21 protein-coding genes, 1 pseudogene and 1 riboswitch are annotated in these 19,506 nt (G+C 70.8%); of the genes and pseudogenes, 9 read left to right on the forward strand and 13 right to left on the reverse strand.

Going from position 1 to position 19,506, the window contains the following annotated elements; all coding sequences use genetic code 11:
* Window positions 1-8: 8 nt before the first annotated feature.
* Window positions 9-203, forward strand: a complete 195-nt coding sequence (locus LX16_RS12385; RefSeq protein WP_147140721.1) for a helix-turn-helix domain-containing protein — start codon at window positions 9-11, stop codon at window positions 201-203.
* Here LX16_RS12385 and arfB read toward each other — a convergent pair whose 3' ends face one another.
* Window positions 204-629 (reverse strand): alternative ribosome rescue aminoacyl-tRNA hydrolase ArfB, encoded by a 426-nt coding sequence (arfB, locus tag LX16_RS12390; RefSeq protein ID WP_147138370.1) that lies wholly within the window; start codon window positions 627-629, stop codon window positions 204-206. It lies immediately after the preceding gene.
* Between the two features lie 167 nt (window positions 630-796).
* Here arfB and LX16_RS27560 point away from each other — a divergent pair.
* Together LX16_RS27560 and LX16_RS12400 are read left to right on the forward strand one after the other, a co-directional pair.
* Window positions 797-1,957: pseudogene (locus LX16_RS27560) on the forward strand (low temperature requirement protein A).
* Window positions 1,958-1,989: 32 nt separating this feature from the next.
* The gene (locus tag LX16_RS12400) at window positions 1,990-2,523 is read left to right on the forward strand and encodes a YbaK/EbsC family protein (RefSeq protein ID WP_147138372.1); all 534 of its coding nucleotides are present in this window, start codon (window positions 1,990-1,992) and stop codon (window positions 2,521-2,523) included.
* A gap of 329 nt (window positions 2,524-2,852) precedes the next feature.
* Here the strand turns inward: LX16_RS12400 and LX16_RS12405 are convergent, their stop codons facing one another.
* The 9 genes from LX16_RS12405 to LX16_RS12445 all read right to left on the reverse strand — a co-directional run bounded on the left by LX16_RS12405 (window position 2,853) and on the right by LX16_RS12445 (window position 13,190).
* On the reverse strand, window positions 2,853-3,251 hold the full coding sequence (locus LX16_RS12405; RefSeq protein WP_147138374.1) for a VOC family protein: 399 nt from the start codon (window positions 3,249-3,251) through the stop codon (window positions 2,853-2,855).
* Between the two features lie 93 nt (window positions 3,252-3,344).
* On the reverse strand, window positions 3,345-4,133 hold the full coding sequence (locus LX16_RS12410) for an ABC transporter ATP-binding protein (protein WP_147138376.1): 789 nt from the start codon (window positions 4,131-4,133) through the stop codon (window positions 3,345-3,347).
* Complete coding sequence (locus tag LX16_RS12415; RefSeq protein WP_425304430.1) at window positions 4,130-5,206, reverse strand: FecCD family ABC transporter permease; 1,077 nt, start codon at window positions 5,204-5,206, stop codon at window positions 4,130-4,132. Before LX16_RS12415 ends, LX16_RS12410 begins: the two co-directional genes overlap by 4 nt.
* Window positions 5,207-5,220: 14 nt before the next feature.
* On the reverse strand, window positions 5,221-6,132 hold the full coding sequence (locus tag LX16_RS12420) for an ABC transporter substrate-binding protein (protein ID WP_147138378.1): 912 nt from the start codon (window positions 6,130-6,132) through the stop codon (window positions 5,221-5,223).
* 113 nt (window positions 6,133-6,245) lie between these two features.
* A riboswitch (cobalamin riboswitch) is annotated at window positions 6,246-6,306 on the reverse strand.
* A gap of 101 nt (window positions 6,307-6,407) precedes the next feature.
* Window positions 6,408-7,808: an L-serine ammonia-lyase gene (locus tag LX16_RS12425; protein WP_147138380.1), complete on the reverse strand. Its 1,401-nt coding sequence runs from the start codon at window positions 7,806-7,808 to the stop codon at window positions 6,408-6,410.
* Between the two features lie 173 nt (window positions 7,809-7,981).
* On the reverse strand, window positions 7,982-10,012 hold the full coding sequence (locus tag LX16_RS12430; RefSeq protein ID WP_147138381.1) for a bifunctional copper resistance protein CopD/cytochrome c oxidase assembly protein: 2,031 nt from the start codon (window positions 10,010-10,012) through the stop codon (window positions 7,982-7,984).
* A gap of 514 nt (window positions 10,013-10,526) precedes the next feature.
* Entirely contained in the window at window positions 10,527-11,036 is a 510-nt protein-coding gene (locus tag LX16_RS12435) for a hypothetical protein (protein WP_147138384.1), read from the reverse strand.
* A gap of 84 nt (window positions 11,037-11,120) precedes the next feature.
* On the reverse strand, window positions 11,121-12,179 hold the full coding sequence (locus LX16_RS12440; protein ID WP_147138386.1) for a glycoside hydrolase family 19 protein: 1,059 nt from the start codon (window positions 12,177-12,179) through the stop codon (window positions 11,121-11,123).
* Between the two features lie 114 nt (window positions 12,180-12,293).
* Window positions 12,294-13,190, reverse strand: a complete 897-nt coding sequence (locus LX16_RS12445; RefSeq protein WP_244615813.1) for an aminoglycoside phosphotransferase family protein — start codon at window positions 13,188-13,190, stop codon at window positions 12,294-12,296.
* Between the two features lie 106 nt (window positions 13,191-13,296).
* Here LX16_RS12445 and LX16_RS12450 point away from each other — a divergent pair, with 106 nt between their 5' ends.
* Together LX16_RS12450 and LX16_RS12455 are read left to right on the forward strand one after the other, a co-directional pair.
* On the forward strand, window positions 13,297-13,785 hold the full coding sequence (locus LX16_RS12450; RefSeq protein WP_147138388.1) for a DUF6247 family protein: 489 nt from the start codon (window positions 13,297-13,299) through the stop codon (window positions 13,783-13,785).
* Window positions 13,786-13,800: 15 nt separating this feature from the next.
* Window positions 13,801-14,043: a hypothetical protein gene (locus LX16_RS12455; protein ID WP_147138390.1), complete on the forward strand. Its 243-nt coding sequence runs from the start codon at window positions 13,801-13,803 to the stop codon at window positions 14,041-14,043.
* Here the strand turns inward: LX16_RS12455 and LX16_RS26585 are convergent.
* Window positions 14,031-14,618: a DinB family protein gene (locus LX16_RS26585; protein WP_158645574.1), complete on the reverse strand. Its 588-nt coding sequence runs from the start codon at window positions 14,616-14,618 to the stop codon at window positions 14,031-14,033. The two genes, LX16_RS12455 and LX16_RS26585, sit on opposite strands and share 13 nt — an antisense overlap.
* 78 nt (window positions 14,619-14,696) lie before the next feature.
* Between LX16_RS26585 and LX16_RS26590 the strand changes: the two genes are divergently transcribed.
* Window positions 14,697-15,620, forward strand: a complete 924-nt coding sequence (locus LX16_RS26590) for a hypothetical protein (protein WP_158645575.1) — start codon at window positions 14,697-14,699, stop codon at window positions 15,618-15,620.
* Window positions 15,621-15,711: 91 nt separating this feature from the next.
* Window positions 15,712-17,403 carry a metallophosphoesterase family protein gene (locus LX16_RS12465; protein WP_147138392.1) on the forward strand — a complete coding sequence of 564 codons (1,692 nt, stop codon included), beginning with the start codon at window positions 15,712-15,714 and terminating at the stop codon, window positions 17,401-17,403.
* Between the two features lie 176 nt (window positions 17,404-17,579).
* On the opposite strand, the gene LX16_RS12470 is transcribed toward LX16_RS12465, so the two are convergent.
* Together LX16_RS12470 and LX16_RS28240 are read right to left on the reverse strand one after the other, a co-directional pair.
* Window positions 17,580-18,176, reverse strand: coding sequence for a heme-binding beta-barrel domain-containing protein (locus tag LX16_RS12470; protein ID WP_211354479.1), 597 nt, complete (start codon window positions 18,174-18,176; stop codon window positions 17,580-17,582).
* Window positions 18,173-18,268, reverse strand: coding sequence for a small membrane protein MtfM (locus LX16_RS28240; RefSeq protein WP_425304431.1), 96 nt, complete (start codon window positions 18,266-18,268; stop codon window positions 18,173-18,175). Before LX16_RS28240 ends, LX16_RS12470 begins: the two co-directional genes overlap by 4 nt.
* Before the next feature lie 195 nt (window positions 18,269-18,463).
* On the opposite strand from LX16_RS28240, the gene LX16_RS12475 reads away from it, so the two are divergent.
* Together LX16_RS12475 and LX16_RS12480 are read left to right on the forward strand one after the other, a co-directional pair.
* Entirely contained in the window at window positions 18,464-19,252 is a 789-nt protein-coding gene (locus LX16_RS12475; protein WP_147138395.1) for an HAD-IIA family hydrolase, read from the forward strand.
* A complete protein-coding gene (locus LX16_RS12480) occupies window positions 19,249-19,503 on the forward strand; it encodes a DUF3263 domain-containing protein (RefSeq protein ID WP_147138397.1) in 255 nt (84 codons plus the stop codon). Before LX16_RS12475 ends, LX16_RS12480 begins: the two co-directional genes overlap by 4 nt.
* Window positions 19,504-19,506 lie beyond the last annotated feature (3 nt).

Below are 19,506 nucleotides of genomic sequence, written 5' to 3' on the forward strand. Positions count from 1 at the left end.
GGATCGCGATGCTCCGCGCCGAACGGGGCATCTCCCGCCGACAGCTCGCCGAGGCCCTGGGCGTCCACTACCAGACGATCGGATACCTCGAACGCGGCGAATACAGCCCCAGCCTGCACCTGGCGCTGCGCATCGCCGAACACTTCGAGGTCGCCGTCGAGGTGGTGTTCTCCACCGCCCCGTTCCCCCGCATCGGGAGCTGATCACTCACCCGGATCCCGGCGCAACCGTTTCACCTCGCCGCGCCGCCGCTTGTCGTCCACCCGCCGCTGCTTCGCCCGGCGGCTCGGCTTCGTCGGGCGGCGCGGCGGCGCGGGAGGCGCGATCGCGTCCGCCAACAGCCGCGCCAACCGCTCCATCGCGGCCTCACGGTTACGCAACTGGGAACGGAACTGTGACGCCGTCACGGTCACCGTGCCGTCGACGAGCCGTCCCGCCAACCGCTGCAACGCCCGGTCACGCTGCACCGGCGACAACGCCGACGACGCCGACACGTCGAAGCTCAACTCGACACGACTGTCGGTGGTGTTGACGTGCTGCCCACCCGGCCCGGACGCACGGGAGAACCGCCAACTCAACTCGGCCTCCGGTATGGACACCGAATCCGTCACCCGCAGTGTCGCGGCCACCGAAACCCACCTCCCAGACTGCGATCGTACGGCCGCCACCCGCCCCGCACCACCGCGATTCACCGTCCACGCCGGTCACCGGAACCCGCGAACCGGCCCCGGGCGGCGCCGCGACCGGGTGGGATGAGGCCATGACCGACTATCCGGCCGTACCGTGGCGGCGCCGCATGCGGGCCAGGGACGCCGCCGAACCGCACCGCGCCGCCACACCGCTGGAACTGTTCTACGACCTGTGCTTCGTCGTCGCGGTCGCCGCCGTCTCACACGAACTCCACCACGCCGAGACCGAGGGACACCTGGCGTTCGGCCTTCTCGGCTACCTCCCGGTGTTCTTCACGATCTGGTGGGCGTGGATGAACTTCACCTGGTTCGCATCCGCCTACGACCCCGACGACACCCCGTACCGGTTGTGCGTGCTCGTCCAGATCCTCGGCGTGCTGATCCTGTCGGCGGGCGTGGCCCCCGCCTTCGCCCACGGCGACTTCCGCGCGGTCTTCGCCGGATACGTGATGCGGATCGGCCTGGAGACGCAGCGGCTCCGCGCCGCCCGGGCGGACCCGTCCGGCCGCCGCACCATGCGCCGGTACGTCGCCGGTGAGTCGACCGCGCTGCTCGGCTGGGCGGTCGTCGTCTTCACCCTGACCGGCGCCGCCCTCACCGCCGGGTTCGTCGCCATGGCCGTCGTGGAACTGCTGGTCCCGGTGTAGGCGGAGGTCGGAAGGCGCTCCCCCTGGCACCCGCACCACATCGCCGAACGGTTCGGCCTGTTCACGTTGATAGTCATGGGCGAATCGGTCGCGGCGGCGACCACCGCGGTCGCCGAGGCGCTCGGCGACCGCGCCCACTTCGACGAACTCGCCACCCTGACCTGCGGGGGACTGCTCATAGTGTTCTCGATGTGGTGGCTCTACTTCGCGCTTCCCGCGCACGAACTGCTGACCTCGGTGAACCGGGCGTTCGTGTGGGGATACGGCCACTACGTGATCTTCGCGTCGGTGGCGGCGGCCGGGGCGGGGCTCGCCGCCCACATCGACGTCGTCACCGGCGACTCGGCGTTGACCGGTTGGTGGCGCGGCGGCGTCGTCGCGGTGCCGGTGGCGCTGTACCTGTGGGTGTTGTGGGCGCTGCAGATGAAGCCCAGGGCGATGCCGGGCCGGTTCCAGCCGGTGCTTCCCGTCGCGGGCGTCGTGGTGCTCGCGTCGGCCGGAACGCCGGAACCGGTGCTGGCCACCGGGGTGGTGACGGCCGTCGTGACAGGTGGCGCGATCGTCGTGTCGTCGCGGTCGGCGGCCGCGTCCGGTCGCGCGGGCACCGGTGAGGCGACGTAGCATCGCGGTGCGTACGGCGAGAGGACACGATCATGCGGAGATTGACGGTGGCGGGCCGGGTCCCGGCCACGGAGGCGGTTCACCTGTTGGCGGCGCCGGTGAAGCAGGCGTTGTCGGCGCTGCCCGGCGCGGACGCCGGGGTGATGGAGATCGACGCGGACTTCGCCGACACCGCCGCGTTCTGCGAACGTTACGGCATCCCGTTGGACGCCTCCGCCAACTGCGTGATCGTCGCCGGGAAACGCGGCGAGACGGTGGGTTACGCGGCGTGCATGGCGTTGGCGACGACACGCGTCAACGTCAACACGGTGGTGCGGCGCCGGATGGGCGCCCGCAAGGCGTCCTTCGCGCCGATGGCGGACGCCGTGGAGATGACCGGGATGGAGTACGGCGGCATCACCCCGGTCGGGTTGCCCGCCGACTGGCCCGTCCTGGTGGACCGGGCGGTGGCGGAGGCCGGTGAGGTCGTCGTCGGTAGCGGCATCCGCGGGTCGAAGTTGATCGTGACCGGGGAGTTCCTTGCGGCGCTGCCGGGCGCCGAGGTCGTGGACGACCTCGCGTCCTGACCGGGGAGGGTTGTCACCGCTCGGGGTGTGGCTCGTTCGCCGGCGGGCGGCCGAAACGCCGGCCCCCATGATCGTCCACAGGGGCTTTTCCACAACCGGCGCCCCGTCCACAACCCGCACCGTCGCGGCTGGACACCCGGTCCGAACCGGGGCTACGCTCGAAGTATGGGGCGGAGGTTGGAGGCCCCCCACCATCGCCGGTATCCGCATGTGCGCCACCGTCCACCGCAGGATTCAGCCGTCCGAACGTAACGCGGCGGGGTCGCAAGCCGGCGCAAGCCGTTCGTGACGCCGGTGCCGCCATGCCCGACGGCGGCACCGGCGGACCGTCAGCCGGGGGCCCGTTCCTGCAGCGCCCAGCCGTTGCCGTCCGGGTCGTCGAAGAACACCCAGGAGTTCCACGTGCCGCCCGGGCCGTCACGCCATTCACCGGCCTCGAAATGCCGGACGGGCGACACGTCCACACCCCGCTCCGCCAGTCCACGCCGGGCCGCCTCGACGTCCTCGACGACGATCTGCACGCCCCGCACCGAACCCGGCGCGGCGTCACTGCCGCTACCCAACACGATCGAACAGGCCGAACCCGGCGGCGTCAACTGCACCGCCCGCCGCCCGTTCCCCAGATCGACCTCCAGGTCCAGGGTGAAACCGACCTTCGCGGTGTAGAACTCCACCGCCGCCGTCACGTCGGTGACCGGGATCGGGATCACCTCGATCGCCCACTTCATCGTCGTCTCCTCTCGCTTCGCCCCACCGTCCGGTGGGGCCGACGTCGGAGACGTCGAAGCCGCGCCGCCGGTTTCGACACCCGGCGTCGGCCGTCACCGTCCCGGGCGCACCGGCACGACCGCCGGTCCCGCCGACGTGTCCACCACCATCACGTTCGCCCGGTAGTGGCGGGTCAGCAACGGCACGGTCAGCACCTCGGCGGGAGGACCCGCCGCCACGACCTCACCCGCCGCCAGCAACAGCAGCCGGTCGGCGTACTCGCCCGCGACCGACAGTTCGTGCATCGTCGACACGACCGTCAGGCCGCCGTCCCGCCGCAGCGAGTCGACCAGCTCCAGCACCTCCTGCTGATGACCGATGTCGAGCGCGCTGGTCGGTTCGTCCAGCAACAGCAGCGCCCGCCCCGCCCCGGACAGCTGCGCGAGCGCCCGAGCCAGGAACACCCGCTGCCGCTCCCCACCCGACAGCGTGTCGAGGCGGCGGCCCGCCAGTCCGGTCAGGTCGAGCCGTTCGCACACCGCCGCCACCACCGACAGGTCCGCCGGGCTCTCCCTGCCCAGGAACGGAAGATGCGGCGTCCGTCCCAACAGGATGTAGTCGAAGACCGACATCCCCGTCGGCACGACGGGATGCTGCGGCACCACCGCGACCCGGCGCGACCGCTGCCGCCGGTGCAGACCCGCCGGGTCGTCGCCGTGCCAGCGGACGTCACCGGTGAACGGCAGCAGCCCCGCGACGGCGTGCAGCAGCGTCGACTTCCCCGCCCCGTTCGGCCCGATCACGGTGAGCCACTCCCCGTCCCCCACCGAGAACGACACGTCACGCACCACCGGTACACCGCCCAGGGCGACCCGCACTCCGGCCGCCGTCAGCGCGGTCACGGCGCCGCCTCCTTCGCGGTCCGCATCACCAGCACGAAGAACGGCGCCCCGATGAACGCCGTCACCACGCCGATCGGCAGTTCCGCCGGCGCGGCGACCGTACGGGCGGCCAGGTCCGCGAGGATGAGGAAGCTCGCCCCGCTCAACAGCGACAACGGCAGGATGCCCCGGTAGGAACGGCCCGTCAGCAACCGGATGATGTGCGGCACCACCACTCCCACGAAACCGATCAGGCCGCTGACCGACACGGCGGCGGCCGTCCCCAGCGACGCCGCCAACAGCAGGATCAGCCGGGAACGTCTCGGATGCAGCCCCAACGCGGCGGCCTCGTCGTCACCCACCGACAGCACGTCCAGTTCCCGCCGCCGGAACAACACCAGCGCCGCCGTCACCACCACGTACGGCAACAGCAGCCGCACCTCCGCCCACCCGGCGACCGTGAGCTGCCCCAGCAGCCACGAGTACACCGACGTGATGGCGTCGACGTTGCGTTGCTGGATGTAGGTCTGGACGGCGCTGAGGAAACTCGACACCGCGACCCCCGCCAGGATCAGGGTGGTGGTCCCACGTCTCCGGCCGCCCGCCGCGCCCAGCAGGTACGTGGCGGCCAGCGCGAGCACGGCACCCACGAACGCCGCCAGTGGCAGCAGTCCGCGAGGCAGCGGAACCCCGGCCGTGCGCGCCACGATGAACAACGTCGCCGCCAACCCGGCGCCGGCGGCGACACCCAGCAGCATCGGGTCGGCCAGCGGGTTGCGGAAGACACCCTGGTAGCAGCCGCCGGCGAGCGCGAGCATCGCGCCCACCAGCAGCGCCAGCAGGACACGCGGCAGCCGGAGCTTCCACACGATCGCGGCCTGCTGGGCGGTCAGGCCGGTGTCGAAGTCGGTGCCGAGGATCCGGTTGGCGAGTTCGGCGGCGACCCCGCCGAACGGCAGCGACACGGGACCGAACGCGACACCGGCGATGACGGTCAACACCAGCAGGAGCGACGCGACGATCAGCCACGACGGCCGCAACCCCGCCGGACGGGGAAGCGTCCAGCGGGGCCGCGGCGGAACCGGGTCGGTGATCACGGTGCGCGGTGTCAGGCGGCGGCCGCGGCCGTGGTGATCGCCTCCATCAACTCCACGACGCGGGGACCCCACCGGGACGCGACGTCGGGGTCGAGGACGACGACGCCGTCGTTCTTCACCGCCGTCACGGTGTCCCAGCCGTCCCGGCCGGTGACGTCGGCGGCGGCCTCCTCACCGGAGACGAAGATCAGGTCCGGGTCGGCGTCGAGGATGTACTCGGCCGACAGTTGGGGGTACCCGCCGGCCTCCTCGGCGCCCTCGGCCGCGTCGGCGATGTTCTCCAGGCCCGCCATCTCCAGCAGGGACCCGGCGAACGTCGTCGACGTCAACGAGAACAGCTGGTTGTCGAGCTCGTAGTACGCGGTGAGCGGCTCAGGCTGGTCGGGCAGTTCCGTCAGCAGCTTCTCGATACCGGTGGCGATGTCGTCGTTGACGGTCTCGGCCTCCTCGGTGTGCCCGGTGAGGGCACCCAGGTCGCTGATCTGCCGGTACGTGTCCTCGATGGTGGCGGCGGCCGGCGCGTAGTACACCGGGACCTCCACCTCTTCGAGTTTCGCGATGATGCCCTCCTGGTCGTGGGACAGCACGACCAGGTCTGGCTGGTACTCGGTGATCGCCTCGACGTTCGGCATGTAGGCGTCGAGGTCGGTGGTGGGGACGCCCTCCGGGTGGTTGGAGGTCATGTCGACGGCGGTGACCTGGTCACCCGCGTCGATGGCCCACAGCATCTCGGTGGCGGTCGCCGACAACGACACGATCTTCTCGGGACGTTCCGGGAGCACGAGGTCGCCGGCGGCGTACGTGCTCTCCGTGGAGGGGGAGGCGGAGTCGCCGGGTTCGGTGCCGCCGCCGCAGGCGGCGAGTGTCCCGGCCAGTGACAGGGCCATCGCGCCGACGAGGGCGGCACGAGGAGTACGGTTCATGGTCTCTCCTAGCGGGGTGGCGAGGGATGTCGGCTCGCCGGACGGGCTAGAAGATCCCGGCGGTGCGAACGCTCGTTCCTCGACAGCTCGGTTCGCGACACCGGGGCAGGCGGCCTGGCTCAGCCCCCGTGCGGGGGCATCACAGTTGCGGGACAGCGCCGGATTCGCACCGGCTTCGCTGCGCAGGGTGTCAGGTGTTCGCCATGACGGTAACGCAGAGCCGCGTACGGGTCGCAGTCACCCGTGCGGGCGGGAGCCCCGTCACTCCGGCCGGGTCAGCATTCGATGACGTTGACGGCGAGGCCGCCCCGTGACGTCTCCTTGTACTTGACCTTCATGTCGGCGCCGGTCTCCCGCATGGTCTTGATGACCTTGTCGAGGCTGACGGTGTGCCTGCCGTCGCCGCGCATCGCCAACCTGGCGGCGGTGATGGCCTTGATGGAGGCGACCGCGTTGCGTTCGATGCACGGGATCTGGACGAGCCCGCCGACGGGGTCGCAGGTGAGACCGAGGTTGTGTTCCATGGCGATCTCGGCGGCGTTCTCGACCTGCGCGGGGGTCCCGCCGAGTACCTCGGTGAGCCCGGCGGCGGCCATCGAGCAGGCCGACCCGACCTCGCCCTGGCAGCCGACCTCGGCACCGGAGATCGAGGCGTTCTCCTTGAACAGCACGCCGATGGCGGCGGCGGTCAACAGGAACCGGACCACCCCGTCCGGTCCGGCGCCGGGCACGTACCGCCAGTAGTAGTGCAGGACGGCGGGCACGATGCCGGCGGCGCCGTTGGTGGGCGCGGTCACGACCCGGCCCCCGGCGGCGTTCTCCTCGTTCACCGCCAACGCGAACAGCGTCACCCAGTCCATCACCTGCAGCGGGTCGCTGGTGGCCTGGCGGCCGAGGTCGCTCTCGGCCTGGTGCTCGTCGCGGAGGCGGCGGTACAGCTCGGAGGCGCGTCGCGGCACCTTGAGTCCGCCGGGCAGTCGTCCCTCGGTGTGGCATCCGGCGTGCACGCAGTCGCGCATGACCTGCCAGATCCGCAGCAGGCCTTCCCGGACGTCGGACTTGGAACGCCAGGCGAGTTCGTTGGCGAGCATGACCTGGCTGATCGACGAACCGGTGCGTTCGGTGATGTCGAGCAGTTCCGCGCCGGTGGTGAACGGGTGGGTGACCCGGGTGTCGTCGGCCTTGATGGGGGAGTCGCCGGCCGCCGCCGACTCGTCCACGACGAAGCCGCCGCCGACCGAGTAGTAGGTGCGTTCCCGGATCTCGGCGCCGTTGGCGTCGCGGGCGGCGAACACCATTCCGTTGGGGTGGAAGGGCAGGCTGCGGCGGCGGTGGAGGGTGAGGTCGGTGTCCGGGTGGAAGTCGATGTGGTGGACGCCGAGGAGGTTGAGGCGGCCGGTGCGGTGGATCGCGTCGACGCGGTCGGTGACGCCGCGGGTGTCGACGGTCTCGGGGTCCTCGCCCTCCAGGCCGAGGAGTACCGCGGGGCCGGAGCCGTGCCCGTGGCCGGTGGCGCCGAGCGAGCCGAACAGCTCGGCGCGGATGGCGGTGACGCCGGAGAGCATCCCGTCGGCCTTGAGTCCCTCGACGAAGGTGCGGGCGGCCCGCATGGGTCCGACGGTGTGGGAGCTGGACGGCCCGATCCCGATCTTGAACAGATCGAACACGCTGATCATGGCGAACTCCTTGAACACTGTGGACGACGGCACCTCGTCGTGCCGGCCGCTGGCAAGCGTAACGCGCCGGAGATCACTGAATGCCGCGCCGAGACGGGCTTCACCACGTATTCATCGCCGGGGGTGCCCGCCGACACCGGGAGCGTGCCCGGAATGTGCCGGGACGTCCGGGTTCACTCCCGCAGGCCCGCCTTCCGGTCGGCCTCGGCCAGCTTCGCCAGGTACGCGTTGTACCGCTCGTGCGGGTCGTCCTCGGGACGGCCGGTCTCGGCGGCGCGTGCCGCGAGCCGGTCCAGCCGCCTGCCCTCGCGTTCCTCGCTGCGGGACCACTGCCACACGAGCGCGGCCAGTACGACGACGCTGGGTATCTCGCCGAACGCCCACGCGATGCCGCCGCCGGTCCGCTGGTCCTCCAGCGACGAGGCGCCCCAGTCGCGGCCGAGCGCCTGGAACCAGTCGGCGGCGATCACCTCCGTGGACTGCATGATCGTGAGTCCGAAGATGGTGTGGAACACCACGGCGATGAAGAACATCAGGACCCGCGCCGGGTACGGGGGCCGCCGGGGCGCCGGGTCGGGTCCGATGATCACCCAGAAGAACAGACCGCCCGCCGCCAGGAAGTGCCCCACCATCAGCATGTGCCCGGCGTGGGACCGCATCGCCCATTCGAACAGCGACGTGAAGTACATCAGGTAGAGGCTGAATATGTACAGCGCCAACGCGATCAACGGATGCGACACGAACCGGACGAACCGGGAGTGCAGGATCGCCAGCAGCCACTCGCGGGGGCCGCGCGGCCTGGCGGGCCGCAGCGCCCGCAACGCCAGTGTCAGGGGGGCGCCCAGTACCAGCATGATCGGGATCAGCATGTTCAGCGTCATGTGCTGCACCATGTGGACGCTGAACATGACCATGCTGTACCGGCCCATGCCCGAGGAGGTCACGAACACCGCGAGGCCCCAACCGCCGATCCACACCAGGACACGGGTCACCGGCCAGCGGTCGCCGCGTGCGACCAGCCGCCGCACTCCCAGCAGGTACAGGCCGATCCCGGCGACGGCGGCGGTGCAGATCAACACCTGCGGATACCAGTCGAGGAGGAGGCTGCGCACGGTGAGCGGCCCGGGCATCGGGAAACCCAGCAGCGACTGCGCGGCGGTCTCGTCGGCCTCGGGAACCGGGAACGGTGTGCGGGACAACGCCACCGCGAGACCGAAGGTGGCGCCCATGACGACGAGCTCGACCGCGGCCAGGCGCCGGAACGCCCGGGTCTCACCCGCGTCGACACGGGGGATCGTGGCGCGGCGGTGCCACAGGCCGAACCCGCCCAGGACGACCAGGGCGGCGGACTTCGCCAGCACCTCCCGGCCGTAGGGGGTGCCCAGCAGGTCGCCGAGGCCGGTGAGCCGGGTGGCGGCGTTGACGACCCCGGAGGCCCCCACGAGCACGAACGCGACCAACGCGACCCGGCTGTACCGGCGGACGGCGGGCGCGGCGGTGCGGCGCGCCAACAGGAGCGCCAGCAGGCCGCCCGTCCACAGCAGTGCGCCCAGGACGTGCAGGATCATCGAGTCCACCGCGATCTGGTGGTTGCCCGAGGACGCGGAGTGGCCGGTGAAGACCTGAGGCAGTGCCGCGGCGATCGCGATCACGGTCGCCCAGGCGGCGGAGTTGACGGTCAGCGTGTTGAGCGCCACCACTCCCGCCACCAGCGCCAGGACCGCGGTCAGCGCGAGCGCGAAACCGTCCTCGGTGTCGGACAGGTAGCTCCACACGGCTTCGGGGGTCGCCGTCTCCATCCCGGAGGCGAACACGTCGGCGAGCGTGGCGGGTGCCTGCACGAGTGCCACGACCGCCCACAGCACGGCGAGCCAGCCGCCGGTCTTCAACCACCGCCACGCGGTCGACCGGATGCGGCCGTCCTCGCCGTCGACGAAGAACGCGGCGGCGGCCAGGCAGCCGACGACACCGGCGGACAGTAGTTGCCCGGCGAGTTTCAGCATGGGGACGAGCCAGGTGACGGTGGTGTCGCGTGGCGGCAGCCCGAGTACGGGCTCGGTGATGACGCCACCGCCGAGGTTCAGCACCCACACCGCGACGCCGACTGCCGCGGCCACGGCGAGCGCGGGCACCACGGGGTTGACGCCGCGTCGCGCGGGCGCGGACACCGGGGCGTCGGTGGAGGGTTTCGCTGTGTCTACCACGGGTTCGATCCTCTACGACGCAATGTCGAAGCGCGCGGCGGGGCCGTCGTCAGTGACCGTGGCGTCTCGCCGAGGGGGAACGGTGGTGGTGAAGTGGCCGGTGTCGGCGGATGGGGTGGCGGTGTGGGCGGGCGTCGGTCGGTGCGGCCGGTCGGTGCGACCGAAGGCCGGGCGTCGCGGTCGCCGGCGGGTGGACTGCGCCGAGACCGCACCGGTGTCCTGTGCACCGGTGGGTGGTCGTCGTGCGAGGCGGACGCGCGGCGCGGCCGTCGCCCCGGGCCGCCGCGTCGGGGCACCGACACGACGGTCCATAATGGGTTCTCCACAATCCGGAGTTGTCCACACCCCTCCCCGTCCGCGGCTGGTGCGGCCCCGTCCATCGGCGTAGGCTCGACGCCATGGGGAGGAGGAGTGGCGGCCCCCGAACACGTGCGTGCGGTCGCGCCTTCCCCACCGGGTCCTCAACCCGGGTGGGCCGCCGTGCGTTCTGGGAGCGGTCTTCGGTGGGGCCGGTTCAGCGGGTCAGCGAGCCGAAGTCGTTCCGTCCCCGGTCGCGCGTGCGGCGGCGTTCCGCGCTCACCGCCTCGATCAGCCAGGCCCCGCCGAGTAGGCAGACGGCCAGGATCGCGAGGGACGTGCCCTCGCCGGTCTCGGGGTTGCCGACGAACCGGATCGGGTCGGTGATCTGATTCCACAGCAGGACCAGGCCGCCGGCCGTGATCCCGGCGAGGACGGTCATGGTGACGCCGCGGGCGACGGTGTGGGTCCGCATCGCGGTGAGCGCGACGGAGGACACGAGGCACAGCACGGTCAGCCAGGCGGCGACGCAGCCGGAGTCGACGACGGCGGACTCGGTGAGACCGGTGAACAGTTCCCCGGCGAACAACAGGCCGGCCCCGGTGTGGCGTTCCCGGATGTCGTCGGCTTCGTTGACGTACCAGGGCAGGAACAGCGCGACCAGTAGGACGCCGTGGAGTACGGCGATTCCGGTGTGCAGGCGAAGCCGGGGTGTGGGCTCGGTCATGACCGCACGTTACCCAACCGGCACAAGACGTCCGGTGACGGAGTGGACCCGGGCGGCCGTGGTCGGGCCGCCCGGGTGCCGGGTTCAGCAGTAGAGGTTGCCGCCGGGGGCGACGCCCAGCAGGCTCGTGAAGGACTGGTACTTGGTGACGCGGCTCTGGACCTGTCCGGGGTTGCCGCCGTCGCATTCGAGTGCGCCGTTGATGGCCCGGATGGTCTCACCGAATCCGTGGCCGCCGACCATGGCGTTGTGCGCGGTCATGGAGCCGGGGCCGCTCTGGGTCATCCAGTACCAGATGGCGGTCTTCCACGCCACCGCCGAGTCCTGCTCGACGAGCCAGGGGTTGGTCAGCAGCGGCAGTCCGAGGGCGTTGCCCGCGGCGTTGTAGTTGAAGTTCCAGCTCAACTGGATCGGCCCGCGGCCGTAGTAGGCGTCGTTTCCTGCGGGGCAGCCGTAGGGCTGGGTGGTGTCGCAATAGTGCGGGTAGTTTGCCTGGTTCTGTTCGACGATGTGGACGAGTCCGCCGGTCTCGTGGGAGACGTTGGCCAGGAAGGCCGCGGCCTCCTGCTTGGCGACGGTGGTGCCGCCGGCGGCGAACGCCGGGAAGGACTGCGCCGCGGTGACGAGTCCACTGTAGGTGTAGAACGGGTTCCGGTTGGGGAACATCTGCTGGAACTGGGATTCGGTGACGACGAAGCCGGACGGGTCCGGGTCTCCGCCGCCGTCGCACTGGTACGGGTTCCAGTACCAGGTGGATATGACGGGGTCGTATCCGGGATTGTCGTGTTCGGCGATGTAGAGGTTGCCGTCGCTGTAGCGGACGATGCTGCCGGCGGGGTACCAGGTGCCCGCCACCCAGGACGGGTGGTCGCAGTCGTCGGAGGGCGGGTTGCCGCCGCCGTCGCAGGGGCCGTTGTCGGTCCACACGGAGGCGGTGCCGGGTGCCTCGTTCTGGGTCCACCACTGCGCGGTGTAGTTGCGTCCGTTGTGGGAGGCGGTGTCGCCTCCCCAGTAGACGGTCGCGGAGTTCCACGGGGTGTCGCAGGACTGGGCGGCCTGGGCGGTGGATCCGGGGAGCAGGAAGGCGATCACGCCGACGACGGCGACCGCCAGTGTCGCCGTGAGGGCACGTATTCGGGACATCTGACCACTCACTTTCACTTTCAAGTCAGTAAGTTAACTGATATATATCAGCAACTATCGATGTGATCAAGTGGTGTCGTGTCATGACGTTCCGTATACCGGAGTGATCGCGGGTCAGTCCCGCAACGCCTCCAGGGTCCGCCGGGCGATGCGCGCCATCATCGGATTGGTCTCGACGTAGTACGGCAACGCCATGATCGCCTGCAGTACGGCCCATCCCCGGCCCCGCAGCCACTCCTCGTCGTCGGCGGCCAGACCGTGCCGGTACGCCTTCCGCGCCTCCCCCGACCACACCGTCCACGCGGCCAGCATGTCCACGGCCGGGTCGCCGATCCCGGCGATCTCGAAGTCCAACACCCCCACCAGCTCACCGTCCCGCACCAACAGGTTGCCGGGCATGAGGTCGGCGTGGATCCGTGCCGGCGTCCCCGAGTACGCCGGTGCCGCCACACACCGCCGCCACAACCGTTCGATCGGTGCCGTGTCGATCAGATGCCCGCTGCGGGCCAGCGCGTCGGTGACCGCCGCGTCGTGGTCGGCCAGCGGCCCGCCCCTGCCGACGCCGGGCCAGCCCCGACCGTCGTTGCCCACCGCGCGCAACGCCGACACGAACTCCGCCAACCGGTGTGCGGCCGCGACCGGATCACGGAACGGCACGGTGTCGGCGGTGGCGCCGGGAAGCCACCGGTGGACCGTCCACAGTCCCGGATACCCCGGACCGGGTTCCCCCACCGCGACCGGCTCCGGGATCGCCAGCGGCAGCCGTTCCGCCAGGCGGTGGGCCAGGGCGATCCGCTCCGACAGCTCCGCTCGGAACTCCGCACTCGCGTCCGGCTGCAACGGGAACCGCGCCACCAGATCGTCCCCGACGCGGAACAGCGCGTTGACCGTGCCGTGTGAGGGCACCGGCCGGATCTCGGCACCGCGCGACCCGGGCAGCGCGTCCGCCACCAGGGACGCCACCGTCACGACGTCCACGTCCACCTGGTCGGAGTGCATCTTGAGAGTCACCCGGTCATGCTGCCGCAACCCCCCCGGCGCCCGCAATCGGATTCGGGCGACCCGCCGCCGGACACGATGTGCGACGGACGGGTCGCCGGCTGACTAGCCTTGAACCATGTGGTTCACCCGGCACAAGACCGCCGACGCGCTCACACCCGAGACGGCCCAGGAACTGGTCACCGCCGAACGGGTGCGGGACCGGTTGGACGCGGTGGCCCGCGCCCGGTTCGACGACGAGTGGCGCGCGGTACTGGCCGCCGTCCGCCGGTCGTACGACCTGGACCACGCCAAGGCGCTGGAACGGTCGTGGTGGTTGGTCTCGGGAGGCGACCGCCGCACCGCGCAGCTCGCCGAACAGCAGGCGAGGACGTTGTCCTCGGCGCGTTCGGCGACCTACGGCAGGTTCCACGCCGCCGCCGAACGCAACGGCCCGGCCGTGTACGCGCAGATCTCCGAGGCCGACCGCGCCGACTTCGACCGCGAGTGGGGTGAGGCCTGCGACGTCGCGCGGTACACCTTCGACCTGGTGCCGTTGGAGGGCCTGATCACGAAGTACTGGGCCCACACCGAACTGCGTCACCACGACGCCTCGCCGTCGGTGTGACCGGGAGCCGCCGTGGTGAGGTTCGCCGTTCGCTTCACCGGATCCGCCGCCCGCACCCGTGACGACCTGCCCGGTCCCGCCCGGCGCGCGCTGGACGACCTGGTGGAACGGTTGGCGTCCGACCCCTTCCTGGGCGGTGCCCCGGCGGAGGCGGCCGCGGAGCACTCGGCGACGTTCGGCCGGGGCGGGGTCCTCGAATACGCCGTCCACACTAGACTCACAACGGTCTCGGTGATCCGCATCGTCTACATGGGATGATCCTCGCCGGCGAACCGGCGTCCCAGGACCCCCAGTTCCGCGACGTTCTTCGTCAGCTCGACGTTCAACCAGGCGGCGACCCGCGACAGCGGCCAGTCGGGCAGGATGCCGCCCGTGCAGGGCCGTGCCAGATCGGCGTCGCGCAGCACCGCGTCCCACTCGTCGTGCATGCGGTGGAGTTCCCCGACCGACGTCGCGAGGTCGCCCGACCACTCCTGCGCGTCGGGCGGCGAGGCCGGTCCGCCCCGGACGGACGCCAGGGCCGCGCCCCACCACCACTCGACGTGCCACAGCAGCCAGGCCGCGGTCGGCTCCGGCGGCGGCACGGCGGTCTCGTCGGGCAGTTCGGCGCGCCATCGGCCCTCGACCGGCCGCACCCCCACCGCCCGCGGTGAAGGCGGCCGGTGCAGCATGTCCTCCGTAAGGCCGGGCAGGACGTGTTCGGTGGCCAGTCGCCAGGGGATCGCCAACTGGTCGCGCAGGAGCCGACGCATTCCCGCAGTCTGCGTGACCGCGGCGGTGGACGCCACCGGATTACTCCGCCAGACGTGCCATATTTCCGCGTTGTCCCGCATGACCGTTTCCACGTGCCCTTGACGGCGTTGACCAATATGTCCACCATTGCCCACACAGGCATATCGCGGAGGTGCCGCATGGCTCACGAGGCTCCGGCGTTGGTGATCGAGAAGAAGCGGCTGTCGGTGGTGAAGGCCCGCTTCCTCGGCATCGTGGGCGACGCCGCCCACAGTTTCGGTTATCACCTGGCGGCGGCCGACCTGCCGTCCGACGACTACAGCCTGCAGGGCGCGAACCAGCCGGTCGCCGACGACGGCGCGGCCTGCGCCATCGACATCGGCATGGACTGGCCCGCGTCGCGCCGGTGGCTGCGGTGGCTGATCGCCGAGATCCGCGCCGACCGCATCAAGGGGATCGGCGAGGTGATCGGCTCCTACGACGGGAAACGGGTCCGGTACTGGTCGGACGGTTCCGGTTGGGGCCGCGACGGCGTCGAATACCAGGGTTCCGGTCACGACAGCTGGACCCACGTCGCGATCTACCGCAACGACACCACCACCGATCGCGGGCTGCTCAAGGGCTGGACGCCCGACGGATACGAAGGAGACGACGACATGCCCACCGCCAAGGAGATCGCCAAGGCGGTCGTTGACTACACCTGGCGCAAACCGAAGCAGGCCACCTATTCCGACGCCGAGGACTGGCGGCTCGCCACCCGGCTCGACTCGGCGTGCAACAACTCGATCGCGGCGTACAACAACACCAAGGAGATCCTCGCCGCGCAGGCCGCGATCCTGGCCAAGCTGGAGGGCAAGGACCCGTCGGCCACCCGCGAGATGATCGGGGAGCAGTTGCGCCGCTCCGGAAGCGACCCGGCCGACCACCGTGGGGAACTGCTGGACGCGCTCGCGGCGGCGGCTCCCCGCATCGCCGAGGACGTCGCGCGGGAGCTGCCCGGTGACGTCGACGTCGAGGCACTGGCGGCGGCACTCGCCGAGGCGCTTCCCCGGCGGCTGGCACCCGCACGTGGAACCGTGCCCGCGCAGGCGAAACCGGAGTGAAGCCACGTTCCGTGGCCGTTTCATCACGATTTCGACAAGATCGGGTGGCCGGGTCTGGTGCAATCCTTTTGCGATCATGCACTGTTGTTAGATGGCAGAGCGCCCAACGGATCTTTCGCCCGAACAGTTGCACTTCCAACGACAGCCGGCGGTCCGCTGGCTGTCCACGAGGGTTCTGACATCGACGGCGGCCCGGCTCGCCCTCGCCCGGCTGCTGGGTGCCTATCTGGACAAACGCGAGTTGCAGGCGTTGTCGCCGCAGGGGGTCTTCGACCACTCCGACGGCGACGAACTGTGGCTCGACTACGTCGCCGACATCGGCGACGGGTTCGACGCCACCTACTCGGTGGCCTACCTGGCGAGCCAACCCGAACTCCGACCCTCGGGTCCCCCGGAACGGCACGGCCTCACCACCCGGCCGACTCCGGGGCCCGAGACCGGCCTGCCGCGCGGCGACATCCTCGTCATGGGCGGCGACCAGGTGTATCCGGCGGCGAACTGGCGTGACTACGAGAACCGTTGCAAGGGGCCGTACCAGGCCGCGCTGCCCGCCGGCGGCGGCTGGCTGTACGCCGTCTCGGGCAACCACGACTGGTTCGACGGGCTGACGTCGTTCCTGCGGGTGTTCTGCGCCGAACGCGACATCGGCGGCCGCACCACCCGGCAACGCCGCAGCTACTGGGCGGTCCGGCTGCCGCACCGCTGGTGGCTGATCGGGATCGACGCCCAGTTCGACGCCTACCTCGACGGTCCACAGTTGCAGTACTTCACCGAGGCGCTGGCCGAGATGGAACCGGGAGACCCGGTGATCCTGTGCGTGCCGCGTCCGTCCTGGGTGTGGACCGAGGCGGATCCTCGCGCGTACGACCGGATCGACTACTTCATCCGGATGTTCATCAAACCCAAGGGCGGCAAGGTGCCGCTCATCCTCACCGGCGATCGCCACCACTACGCGCACTACCAGGAGATCGGCGGGCCGCGCCACCTGGTCACCGCCGGCGGCGGCGGCGCCTACCTGTCGGCGACCCACACGCTGCCCGAGATCCTGGAGGCACCGCCGCACGACTCGATGGTCAGGCACGGTTCCCCGGTGCGCACCTACGAACGCGGCGCCACCTACCCGGAGCGGAAACGGTCGTGGAGCTTCGCCACCGGGGTGTTCTGGCGCCTGCCCCGCCGGAACCCGAGTTTCGTGATCCTGTTGGGACTCATACACCTGTTGGGGCTCATGGCGTTCGTCGGGTCGCCGGGCACCGCGGTCGCCGCGGCGGCGGCGACGGTCGGCGCCACGGTCATGTTCGCGAACCCGTCGGCGGGCGGGCGCACCGCCCGGCACTGGATCGCCGGACTGACGCACGGCGTCGCGCACCTGGCCCTGGTGGTGGCGGGCAGTCTGGCGTGGTCGGCGCTGGAGTTGTCGGGTTGGCTCGCGCACCTGGGTTACGTACCGGTGGCGGGCCTGGCGGCGACCATGCTGGTGGCCGCGTACCTGTTGGTGGCGGGCGGTTTCGGCGTCAACGAGAACGAGTTGTTCGCCGGGCAGTGCATCGACGACGCCAAGTGCTTCGTGCGGCTGCGGGTGACCGCCTCGGGTGTCACCGTGTATCCGGTGGCGATCCCGAAGGTCGGGCGGCTGTGGAAGGCCGAACCGGACGGGCCGGAGGACGCCTCCTGGATCTCGCCGGAACAGCCGATCCGTTCACATCTGATCGAGCCGCCGTTCACGATCCCGGGAAAGATTCCCGGGACGGAAAAAATTCACGAGGTCCCGGAAACGACGTAACCGGCCACACAATGCCTCGTTGAAACAGGTGGATCCGATGATTCCGCCGCATCGGAGCACCGGCTTTCACCGCCCAACCCGAGGGCCGGGCGTCATCGCGGTTCACACCCACCGCCTGGCGCCCGGCCCGCCCCATGTGAGGGGACCGGACCGGAACGGGCGAACCGCCTTCCGGGTCAGCCCTCGATCCTCGCCAACCGCGCCGACAGGTGCGGCGTCATCGGGTGCCCCATCGCGGCCATCTCGGCGGCGTACATCAACGCCCCCTCCACGATCCCGTACAGCCGCTTCCCCGCGGTGACCTCCTTGGCGGCGGGGCTGCGGATCACCGCGTCGGTCGCGAGTTCGACGGTGGTCCCGTCGACGTGCCCGTAGTAGAGCTCCATGATCCCGGTGGGGTGGCTCAACTCCAGCTCGACCTCGTGGCGTTTGCCGTCACCTCCGACGACCCGGAACCAGCCGCATTCACGGGCGGCGGGCCGGATCGGCGCGTCGGACTCGTCGACGAGCCAGGTACGCGAGTCGTAGAACAGGAACGGCCGCCCGTCGTGCGAGATCCGCACCTCCTGGCCGTACGCGAAGTCCTCCATGTCCGGGTAGCCACCCTGCCCCCGGCCCCGCCACACCCCGATCAACGGCAGCAGCGGAAGCATCTGCGGGTGCAGGTCCGGTCCGTGCCGCAGGTTGTGGCTGTCCTCGAACGGATAGGGGTCGATGGGGGTGAACGTGCGGCTGAAGTCCGCGGGGATCTCGCCGTCGCCGGTCTCGGTCACCTGTTTCTCCCTACCTTGATCGCCCAGTAACCGAGCCCGCCCGCGAGCGCGCCGCAGGCGGCCACCAGCGCGACGACCACGACCACGTCCATCACGCCCGACAGCTTAGAACTCCCGGATCACGGGGGCCTGACCAGGGAGGGGAGCCCGCATGGCCCACACACCCGGCGACCGTCACCGCGTGCGCCGTGCCGGTCCGGGGACGCGCGACGTGACCAGGCCACCCGGGACCGGACGGGACCGCGACCAGGCCCCCGGACGTCGCACCCGGATGGCACACTTGCGGCATGAGCACGCGCGGACCGATCGAATGCTGGCTGACCGACATGGACGGCGTCCTGGTCCACGAGGGCGTACCGGTGCCGGGTGCCGACAAGTTCCTCGACGCCCTGAAGTCGTCGAACCGGCGTTTCCTGGTGTTGACGAACAACTCGATCTACACGCCCCGAGACCTGCACGTCCGGCTCCGCGCCGCCGGCCTGCACGTCCCCGTCGAGGCGATCTACACCTCCGCCATGGCCACCGCGGACTTCCTGTCGGTGCAGCGCCCGGAGGGGACGGCGTACGTGATCGGTGAGGCCGGCCTGACGACGGCGCTCCACGAGATCGACTACGTCCTGACCGACATCGCCCCCGACTACGTGATCCTGGGCGAGACCCGCTCGTACAGCCTGGGCGCGATCACGCGCGCGATCCGGCTGGTCGACGCCGGGGCACGGTTCATCGCCACCAACCCCGACGCCACCGGGCCGTCCCCGGAGGGCATCCAGCCCGCCTGCGGCGCGGTCGCGGCCCTCATCACCAAGGCGACCGGGGTGGAACCGTACTTCGTCGGGAAGCCGAACCCGTTGATGATGCGGTCGGCGCTCAACCGGGTCAACGGGCACAGCGAGACCACCGCCATGATCGGCGACCGGATGGACACCGACATCGTGTCGGGCATGGAGGCGGGCCTGGAGACGATCCTGGTGCTGACCGGGGTGACGAAGGCCGACCAGGTGAACCGGTTCCCGTTCCAGCCCAACCGGATCGCCGACTCCGTCGCCGACCTGGTGCCACTGGTGGAGCCGAGTTGAACCGCCCCCCTCACACCCCCCTCACCTCGCGGCAGCGGGAGATCCTCGCGTTCGAGGCCCGGTTCTGGCGTGACGCCGGCGCCAAGGAGCAGGCGTTGCGCGACGAACTCGGCATGACCGAGACCGGTTACTACCAGGCGCTCGCCCGGCTGCTCGACGAACCGGCGGCGCTGGAGCACTCACCGGCGCTGGTCAACCGGTTGCGGCGGGCCCGCGACCGGCGGCGTGGCTGGCGCACCGCCACCGACTGACCG

This window comes from Stackebrandtia albiflava, from assembly GCF_007994225.1.
In the GTDB taxonomy this organism is placed as follows: domain Bacteria; phylum Actinomycetota; class Actinomycetes; order Mycobacteriales; family Micromonosporaceae; genus Stackebrandtia; species Stackebrandtia albiflava.